Genomic DNA, 8807 nt, shown 5'->3' on the forward strand with positions numbered 1-8807 from the left:
CCGGATCGATTGTGTCGACCGACCGGTGCGCCGGACACGGGCCTCCGCGCTTCTCACCCGAACGAGTGAGGGCGCATCCGGTGGTCCGGATACGCCCTCAACTGGCCTTGCGCGGGTGCGGCTACGCGCCCCGGAGCACCGCCCCGGTCCGCTCGCCCGCCAGCGCCACCGCCGCGTCGCGCGCGGCCGTGGACTCCTCGGCGGTCAGCGTCCGGTCGGTCGCGCGGAAGCGCAGCGCGTACGCCAGGGACTTCTTGCCCTCGCCGACCTGCTCACCGGTGAACACGTCGAACAGCCGCAGCGACTCCAGGAGTTCGCCCGCGCCCTTGCGCAGCGCGGCCTCCACGGAGGACGCCGGAACCGACGCGTCCACGATCAGCGCGACGTCCTGGGTCGCCACCGGGAAGGTGGAGATCCGGGGCGCCTGCAGGGCCTCGCCGCCGGCCGCCGCGAGGCGGTCCAGGTCGAGCTCCATGGCGCTGGTGCGGGCCGGCAGGCCCATCGCCTTGACCACGCGCGGGTGCAGTTCGCCGGCGTGGCCGATGACCTGCTCGACGCCGTCGAGGGTGACGACGAGCTCGGCGCAGCGGCCCGGGTGCCAGGGGCCGTACTGGCCCTGGCGGACGACGAGCTCCGTGCCGGCCTCGACGGCCAGCGTGCGGGCGGCCTGGACCGCGTCCGCCCAGTCGGCCGGACGGCCCTTGCCCCACCAACCGCCCTGCTCGCGCGCACCGGCCAGCACGACCGCGGCGTACCGCGGCTGCGCCGGCAGGGCCGCGTTCAGGGTGGCGATCTCCTCGTCCGTGGGACGCCGGTCGACGGGCAGCCGTACGGCGACGCCCGGCTGCGCGGCGGCCCGGAAGACCGAACCGGTCTCGAAGAGCGCGAGGTCGTGGCTGCCCCGGCTGTCGTTGCGGCGCAGCGCGCCGAGCAGACCCGGCAGCAGCGTGGTGCGCAGCGCCGGCTCCTCGTCGGAGATCGGGTTGACGAGCCTGACCACCTGGCGCGACGCGTCGTGCGCCGGGAGCTGGAGCTGGTCGAAGACGCCCTCGCCGATGAAGGGGTAGCTCAGCGCCTCGACGTAGCCCGCGCCGGCCAGCGCGCGGCCGACCCGGCGGTGCAGCTGCTGCCGGGCGGTCAGACCGCGGCCGGAGGGCACCTGCGGGAGGGTCGACGGGAGGTTCCCGTAGCCCTCCAGCCGGATGACCTCTTCGGCGAGGTCGTTGGGCGCGGCGAGGTCGGGCCGCCACGAGGGGACGGTGACGACGAGCTCGTCCTGGCCGTAGACGTCGCAGCCGATCTCCTGGAGGCGGCGCACGACGGTCTCGCGGCCGTACTCCATGCCCGCGACGCGGTCCGGGTGGTCCGCGGGCATGGCGATGGTGCGCGGCGCGCCCGGGGCGACGACCTCGGTGACGCCCGCCTCGGCGGTGCCGCCCGCGAGGAGCACGAGCAGGTCGACGGTCCGCTGCGCGGCCGCGGCAGCGGCCTGCGGGTCGACGCCCCGCTCGAAGCGCTTGGAGGCCTCGGAGGAGAGCTTCATGCGGCGGGCGGTGCGCGAGATCGACACGGAGTCGAAGTGCGCGGCCTCGATGACCACGTCGGTGGTCCCGGTGACCTGGCCGGTCTCGGGGTCGGTGACGGAGTCGGCGATCTCGGTGTTGGCGCCGCCCATGACACCGGCGAGCCCGATCGGGCCGCTGTTGTCGGTGATCACCAGGTCCTCGGCGTCGAGCGTGCGCTTGACCCCGTCGAGGGTGGTGAACTTCTCGCCCTGCTCGGCACGGCGGACACCGATGGTGCCCTCGATGCTGGAGCGGTCGTAGGCGTGCAGCGGCTGGCCCAGCTCGAGCATCACGTAGTTGGTGATGTCGACGGCGAGCGAGATCGGGCGCATGCCCGCCTTCTGCAGGCGGCGGGTCAGCCAGATCGGGGAGCGCGCCTCGGGGTCGAGACCGGTCACCGTGCGGGCGGTGAAGCGGTCGCAGCCGGCCGGGTCGTCGATCGTGACGGGGTAGCCGTACGAGTTCGGCTGGGGCACGTCGAGCAGCGCCGGGTCGCGCAGCGGCAGGCCGTAGGCGGTGGCCGCCTCGCGGGCGACACCGCGCATGGACATGCAGTAGCCGCGGTCCGGGGTGATGTCGATGTCGAGGACCTCGTCGACGAGCTGGAGCAGCTCGATCGCGTCGGTGCCGACCTCGTGCTCGGGCGGCAGCACGATGATGCCGTGCGTGCCGTCGTCGCCCATGCCCAGCTCGTCGCCGGAGCAGATCATGCCGTGCGAGGTGCGGCCGTACGTCTTGCGCGAGGCGATCGCGAAGTCGCCGGGCAGCACGGCGCCGGGCAGGACCACGACGACCTTGTCGCCGACGGAGAAGTTCCGGGCGCCGCAGACGATCTCCTGCGGTTCGCCGGTGCCGTTGGCCTGGCCGACGTCGACCGTGCAGAAGCGGATCGACTTGCGGAAGCCCTCGAGCTCCTCGATGGTCAGCACCTGGCCGACGACGAGGGGGCCCTTGAGGCCAGCGCCGAGCTGCTCGACGGTCTCGACCTCGAGGCCGGCGTCGACGAGCTTCGCCGCCACGTCGCGGCCGGTCTCGCCCGCGGGCAGGTCGACGTACTCCCGCAGCCAGGAAAGCGGGACGCGCATCAGATCTCACTCCCGAACGGCCGGGTGAAGCGAACGTCACCCTCGACCATGTCTCGCATGTCTTCGACGTTGTGACGGAACATCAGCATCCGCTCGATGCCGAACCCGAAGGCGAACCCGCTGTACTTCTCGGGGTCCACACCGCAGGCGACGAGCACCTTGGGGTTGACCATGCCGCAGCCGCCGAGCTCGATCCAGCCCTCGCTGGAGCAGGTACGGCAGGGGCGGTCGGGGTTGCCCACCGACTCGCCGCGGCACACGTAGCACTGCATGTCCATCTCGGCGGACGGCTCGGTGAAGGGGAAGAAGTGCGGACGCAGGCGCGTGGTCGTGCCCTCGCCGAACAGCTCCTGGACCATGTGGTCCATGGTGCCCTTCAGGTCCGCCATGGTGAGGCCCTCGTCCACGGCGAGCAGCTCGACCTGGTGGAAGACCGGGGTGTGCGTCGCGTCGAGCTCGTCGGTGCGGTACACCCGGCCCGGGCAGACGATGTAGACGGGGGGCTTGCGCTCCAGCAGCGAGCGCGCCTGCACCGGGGAGGTGTGGGTGCGCAGGACGACACCGGACTCGTCGCCCTCGGTGCCCTCGGGGCCCCGGACGAAGAAGGTGTCCTGCATCTGGCGCGCCGGGTGGTCGGGCGTGAAGTTGAGGGCGTCGAAGTTGAACCACTCCGCCTCGACCTCGGGCCCCTCGGCGACCTCGTACCCCATGGCCACGAAGATGTCCGCGATGCGGTCCATCAGCGTGGTCAGGGGGTGCCGGGCGCCGGCGGGGACGCGGTCGTAGGGCAGCGTGACGTCCACGGCCTCCTCGACCAGCACCCGCTCGTCGCGCTCGGCTTCGAGCTCGACGGTGCGGGCCCCGAAGGCCTTGTTCACGGCGCCGCGGGCCTGGCCCACGCGCTTGCCCGCCTCGGCCTTGGCCTGCGGGGGCAGCGCGCCGATCTCGCGGTTGGCGAGCGCCAGGGGCGAGCGGTCGCCCATGTGCGCGGTCTTCGCCTCACGCAGCGCGTCGAGGTCGCCGGCGGACGCGAAGGCGGCGAGCGCCTCGTCCCGCATGCGCTCGATCTCTTCCGGTTTCAGTGCCTCGACCTCGACAGGGTCGTACGACTTGTTCGGTGCCGACATCTCTTCCCGTACTTCCGATGGCTGGCTGGTGGTCCCCGTACGGCGCGATCAGACCGGTCGACACAGAGACACAAAGGTGCCAAAGGACGAGTCTAAAGGTCGCTGGGGGTGAAGGAGCCCGTGGGCCGTCCGGCGAGACGCTCGGCAGGACTACTGCGTGAGGTACGCCGGGGCGCTCACGGGCAGGATAAATCGGAACTCGGCGCCGCCGCCGGGGCCGCGGCCGACCGTGATGGTGCCGCCGTGGGCCTCCACGATGCCCTTGACGATGTACAGGCCCAGGCCGGTGCCGCCGCGCTTGCTCCCCCGCCAGAAGCGGGTGAAGACGCGGCCCATCGACTCCTCGGGGATCCCGGGGCCTTCGTCGGACACGGTGACGGCGGTTCCCTTCTCATGCGGCGATACCCCGATGGTGACCGTTCCCTCTCCGTGGCGCACCGCATTTTCGAGGAGGTTGCCGAGGATCTGGTCGATCTTGTCCGGATCGGCCCACAGATCGGGGAGCGGACGGCTGACGCTCACGAGGAACCGCTCCGGGGCCTGCCCGTTCGCGGTGAGCGCCTGTACGTGACGGCCGACGGCGGTGGCGATGTCGACGGGCTGGCGGCGCACCTCCAGCCGGCCGGAGTCGATGCGGGAGATGTCGAGGAGTTCGGCGATCAGCCGGGTGACACGGTTGGCGTCGGCGTCGACCGTCTCCAGCATCAGCCGCTTCTGGTCGTCGGTGAACCGTTCCCACTTGGCGAGCAGGGTGGCGGTGAACCCCTTGACCGAGGTCAGCGGGGAGCGCAGCTCGTGCGCGACGGTGGCGATCAGCTCGGCGTGGCTGCGCTCGGTGCGGCGGCGCGCCTCGGTGCCCCGCAGGGTGACCACGAGGCGGCGCAGCGGGCCGGTGGGGTGGGTGCGGACGTAGCTGGCGGAGACCAGCACCTCGCGGCCGCCGGGGAGCAGCAGGTTCCGCTCGGGCTGTCCGCGGCGGGTGGCGAGGCCACCGTAGGGGTCGGTCAGCGCCCACCAGCGGCGGCCTTCGAGGTCCTCCAGCGGGAGCGCGCGGTCGATGCGGGTGCCGAGGGCCTGGGCGGGGTCGGTGGCGGTCATCCGGGCGGCGGCCCGGTTGAAGCAGATGACGCGGCCGGTGTGGTCGGCGACGACGAGCCCGTCGGGGAGGCTGTCAGGGTCGATCCCGAAGCCGGGCCCCTCGCCGGGGGCTTCACCGTCCGGAGACACCCCGGCCGCCGCCGTCCCGGCCGTCCCTGCCGCCCCGGCCGTCGTGCGGACCGCGGGGGCCGGGGAGCCGGCCTGCGGCGATAGGGAGCGCCGGGCGCGTGCGGCGCGCCCCGGGGATCCGGCGTCGGCGCGGGTGCCGGTGTCCTGGGGCCCGCCCGGACGGGCACCCGCCGGAGCCTGCGGCGGGACGCCGGCGAGGGCGTCGGCCGGAGCCTGCGGCGGCACGCCGGCGAGGGCGTCGGCCGGAGCCTGCGGCGGCACGCCGGCGAGGGCGTCGGCCCGCGGCGGGACCTGGGCGCCGCCGGGTCCGGCCGGCACCGGTGGACCGGCCGTCGTGCCGGCCCCCGGTGAGCTGTTCGTACCGACGGTCATGTCCCCGTACCCCACATCTCCGAGTAGCGCAGTGGGCCCCCGGGCCGCCACATTACTAGCTGGGGGTCACGGAGCGGCACCCTCCGGGCGCCCGCTGTGCACGCGCGGACGCGTAGAGGCACACGGCGGCGGCCGTCGCCAGGTTCAGGCTCTCCGCCTTCCCGTGGATCGGGACCCGCACCACGGCGTCCGCCAAGGCCCTCGTCTCCTCGGGCAGACCCCAGGCCTCGTTGCCGAAGACCCATGCCGAGGGCCCGCCCATGGTGCCCGCGTCCAGCTCGGCGTCGAGGTCGTCCTCGCCCGCGCCGTCGGCCGCGAGGATCCGTACGCCGGCCGCCCGCAGGCCCTCGACGGCCTGCTCCACCGGGACGCCGACCGCGACCGGGAGGTGGAAGAGGGAGCCCACGGAGGCCCGTACGGACTTGGGGTTGTAGAGGTCCACGGAGGCGTCGGTGAGCACCACCGCGTCGGCGCCGGCGGCGTCCGCGCAGCGCAGCACCGTACCGGCGTTGCCGGGGTCGCGGACGTGCGCGAGGACGGCGACGAGCCGGGGCCCGGACTTCAGGATCTCCTCGAAGGGGGAGTCCAGGAAGTGGCAGACGCCGACGAGGCCCTGCGGGGTGACGGTCTGCGAGACCTCCGCGAGCACCTCGTCGGAGGCGTAGTGGACGCGGGCACCGGCGTCCAGGGCGGCGTCGATGATCTCGGCGTAGCGCTCGGCGGCCTCGACGGTGGCGAACAGCTCGATGAGGGTCGACGCGCCGGTGGGTCCGCGGTGCTCGACGGCCTCACGGACGGCCTGCGGGCCCTCGGCGATGAACCGGCGCTCCTTGGTGCGGAAGTTGCGCCGCGCCAGACGCCTGGCGGCGGCCACCCGCGGGGATCGGGGGGAGATCAGCTCGGCGGGGTGACCCAGGTCAGCCATGGTCTCTGCGGTTCTCTCTCGGGGGTGCGGGGCGCACGGGCGCGGGCGGTACGGAGCCCACAGGCGCGGGCGGTGCGGGCGGTGCGGGCGGTGCGCCCCTGCGGTGCGGGGAAAGCACTCGGACCCGCAGGCGAATCGCCTGCGGGTCCGAGAGTGCCGACTGCTTACGCGGCCGGCCAGGCCTTACGCAGCGGCCTTGGGGGCGTTGACGTCGGCCGGAAGCGCCTTCTGCGCGACCTCGACCAGCGCGGCGAACGCGTTGGCGTCATTGACGGCCAGCTCGGCGAGGATCTTGCGGTCCACCTCGATGTTGGCGGCCTTCAGACCCTGGATGAGGCGGTTGTACGTCATGCCGTTCTGGCGGGCAGCGGCGTTGATGCGCTGGATCCACAGCTGACGGAAGTCGCCCTTGCGCTTCTTGCGGTCGTTGAAGTTGTAGACCAGCGAGTGGGTGACCTGCTCCTTGGCCTTGCGGTACAGGCGCGAACGCTGACCGCGGTAGCCGGAGGCCGCCTCGAGGATTGCCCGGCGCTTCTTGTGGGCGTTTACTGCCCGCTTGACGCGTGCCACTTTTTAACTCCTTGTAGCGGGGCCGTGGGTGTCTTCACACGGCCCGAATTCGATGGGGTCCCGGTCTTGACGTCCCGCTCCCCCGAGGGGAGCGGAGGACATCAGATGCCGAGAAGCTTCTTGATCTTCGCGGCGTCGCCGGGGGCCATCTCCGCGTTGCCGGTGAGGCGGCGGGTGACACGGGACGACTTGTGCTCGAGCAGGTGGCGCTTGCCGGCGCGCTCGCGGAGCACCTTGCCGGAGCCGGTGACCTTGAAGCGCTTCTTGGTACCGCTGTGCGTCTTGTTCTTCGGCATGGCGCCGTTATCTCCTCGTCGGTGGCGCTCCCACCGGTCCGTTGCGGGACCGGCTCGCGGGAGCGTCATGTTGTGTCGGTGATCCGAGACGGGCTGCCTCGGGATCAGGCCTCGGCGTTCGTCTCGTCGGCGGGGGCCTCGGTGACGTCGGCGGAGGCGACCTCGGTGGTCTCCTCGACCTCGACGGCGGCGTCCTCGGAAGGAGCCTCGTCGTCGGCGTGGGCGACACCCTGGCGCTCGGCCTTGCGGGCGGCCTGCGCCTCGCGGGCTTCGGCCATCGCCTCGGTCTTCTTCTTGTGCGGACCGAGGACCATGATCATGTTTCGGCCGTCCTGCTTCGGGTTCGACTCGATGAACCCGAGGTCCTCGACGTCCGAGGCGAGACGCTGCAGCAGTCGGTAGCCGAGTTCCGGCCGGGACTGCTCGCGACCACGGAACATGATCGTGATCTTGACCTTGTCGCCCTGCTTGAGGAACCGAACGACGTGACCCTTCTTGGTGTCATAGTCGTGCGGGTCGATCTTCGGCCGGAGCTTCATTTCCTTGATGACCGTGTGCGCCTGGTTCTTGCGCGCCTCACGGGCCTTCATGGCCGACTCGTACTTGAACTTGCCGTAGTCCATGAGCTTGCAGACCGGCGGGCGTGCGGACGCCGCGACCTCGACCAGGTCGAGGTCGTACTCCTGCGCGAGCTCAAGCGCCTTGGCAAGCGGCACGATGCCGACCTGCTCGCCGCTGGGACCGACAAGCCGTACCTCGGGAACGCGAATCCGGTCGTTGATGCGGGGCTCGGTGCTGATGGATCCTCCTCGGTAGCACCACACGACTGCCTGGCAGACAGCCGCTGACGTGTATTTCCGTCAGACCGACCACAGCGGGAAACCAAAAAAGCCCCGCCGGGCACAGGCAGGGGCTCCAATACAACCGGAACACCGTCGCGTGCGAACCGCGGGGCGTAGACTCGGGCAGCTTTCCATCGTCCGTACGGAACGATGGATGCCGCCTGACCGGTGACCCGCCGCCCCGGAGGACGGTCAGGTGGGAGAAACGGAGCCTCCACTTGTGGGCCGGGCACAGAAGTGTCCGGCCGGTCGATGTACATACTAGCACCCGCGTTGCAAGCCCGCCGCACGGCATATCGTGGGGCTCATGACTGACGCGACACCCCCCACCGACCCCGCTGCCGACGGCGCCCCCGACTACGACGCCATGACCCGCGACATCGCGGACGTGCCCGCCGTCGAGGTGATCACCACGGTGGCCGTGCACCTGCTGAGCGCCGCGGCGGTCAATCTGGGCCTGGACAAGCCGGACTCCGAGCACAAGGACCTCGACGAGGCCCGCAAGCTGATCACGGCCCTGGCCGGCCTGGTCACCGCGAGCGCCACCGAGATCAGCTCCTTCCACGCCGCCCCGCTCCGCGACGGCCTGAAGTCGCTCCAGCTGGCCTTCCGCGAGGCCTCGATCGTCCCGGACGAGCCGGGCCAGGGCCCGGGCGAGAAGTTCACGGGTCCCGTCTTCGCCTGATCGCACGCGTACGGCGCGTAAGCACACGAGAAGAGGAGAGGGGGGGGGGGGGGGGGGGGGGGGGGGGGTGGGTGGGGGGGTGGTTTTTTCTTTTTTTTCTTTCTTTTTTTCTG

The 8807-nt window shown here is 71.8% G+C and carries 8 protein-coding genes; 1 reads left to right on the plus strand and 7 read right to left on the minus strand.

The features are described from left to right. Positions 1 to 121 precede the first annotated feature (121 nt). The 7 genes from pheT to infC form a co-directional block, all read right to left on the minus strand. The gene (gene pheT / locus ACZ6JT_RS27150) at positions 122 to 2650 is read right to left on the minus strand and encodes a phenylalanine--tRNA ligase subunit beta (protein ID WP_469213643.1); all 2529 of its coding nucleotides are present in this window, start codon (positions 2648 to 2650) and stop codon (positions 122 to 124) included. After that, a complete protein-coding gene (pheS, locus tag ACZ6JT_RS27155; protein ID WP_030706150.1) occupies positions 2650 to 3777 on the minus strand; it encodes a phenylalanine--tRNA ligase subunit alpha in 1128 nt (375 codons plus the stop codon). Before pheS ends, pheT begins: the two co-directional genes overlap by 1 nt. 150 nt (positions 3778 to 3927) lie before the next feature. Beyond that, positions 3928 to 5004 (minus strand): sensor histidine kinase, encoded by a 1077-nt coding sequence (locus tag ACZ6JT_RS27160; protein ID WP_469213912.1) that lies wholly within the window; start codon positions 5002 to 5004, stop codon positions 3928 to 3930. A 427-nt stretch (positions 5005 to 5431) separates the two neighbouring features. Next, positions 5432 to 6292: a TrmH family RNA methyltransferase gene (locus ACZ6JT_RS27165; protein ID WP_469213914.1), complete on the minus strand. Its 861-nt coding sequence runs from the start codon at positions 6290 to 6292 to the stop codon at positions 5432 to 5434. A gap of 192 nt (positions 6293 to 6484) precedes the next feature. Next, complete coding sequence (rplT, locus tag ACZ6JT_RS27170; protein ID WP_007263143.1) at positions 6485 to 6871, minus strand: 50S ribosomal protein L20; 387 nt, start codon at positions 6869 to 6871, stop codon at positions 6485 to 6487. A 101-nt stretch (positions 6872 to 6972) separates the two neighbouring features. Then, positions 6973 to 7167 (minus strand): 50S ribosomal protein L35, encoded by a 195-nt coding sequence (gene rpmI / locus ACZ6JT_RS27175; RefSeq protein WP_030012385.1) that lies wholly within the window; start codon positions 7165 to 7167, stop codon positions 6973 to 6975. Positions 7168 to 7271: 104 nt separating this feature from the next. Further along, positions 7272 to 7991, minus strand: coding sequence for a translation initiation factor IF-3 (infC, locus tag ACZ6JT_RS27180; protein WP_037805393.1), 720 nt, complete (start codon positions 7989 to 7991; stop codon positions 7272 to 7274). 325 nt (positions 7992 to 8316) lie between these two features. On the opposite strand from infC, the gene ACZ6JT_RS27185 reads away from it, so the two are divergent. Beyond that, positions 8317 to 8694, plus strand: coding sequence for a DUF1844 domain-containing protein (locus ACZ6JT_RS27185; RefSeq protein ID WP_469213645.1), 378 nt, complete (start codon positions 8317 to 8319; stop codon positions 8692 to 8694). Positions 8695 to 8807: the final 113 nt, after the last annotated feature.

The organism is Streptomyces sp. NPDC046308 (genome assembly GCF_055588065.1).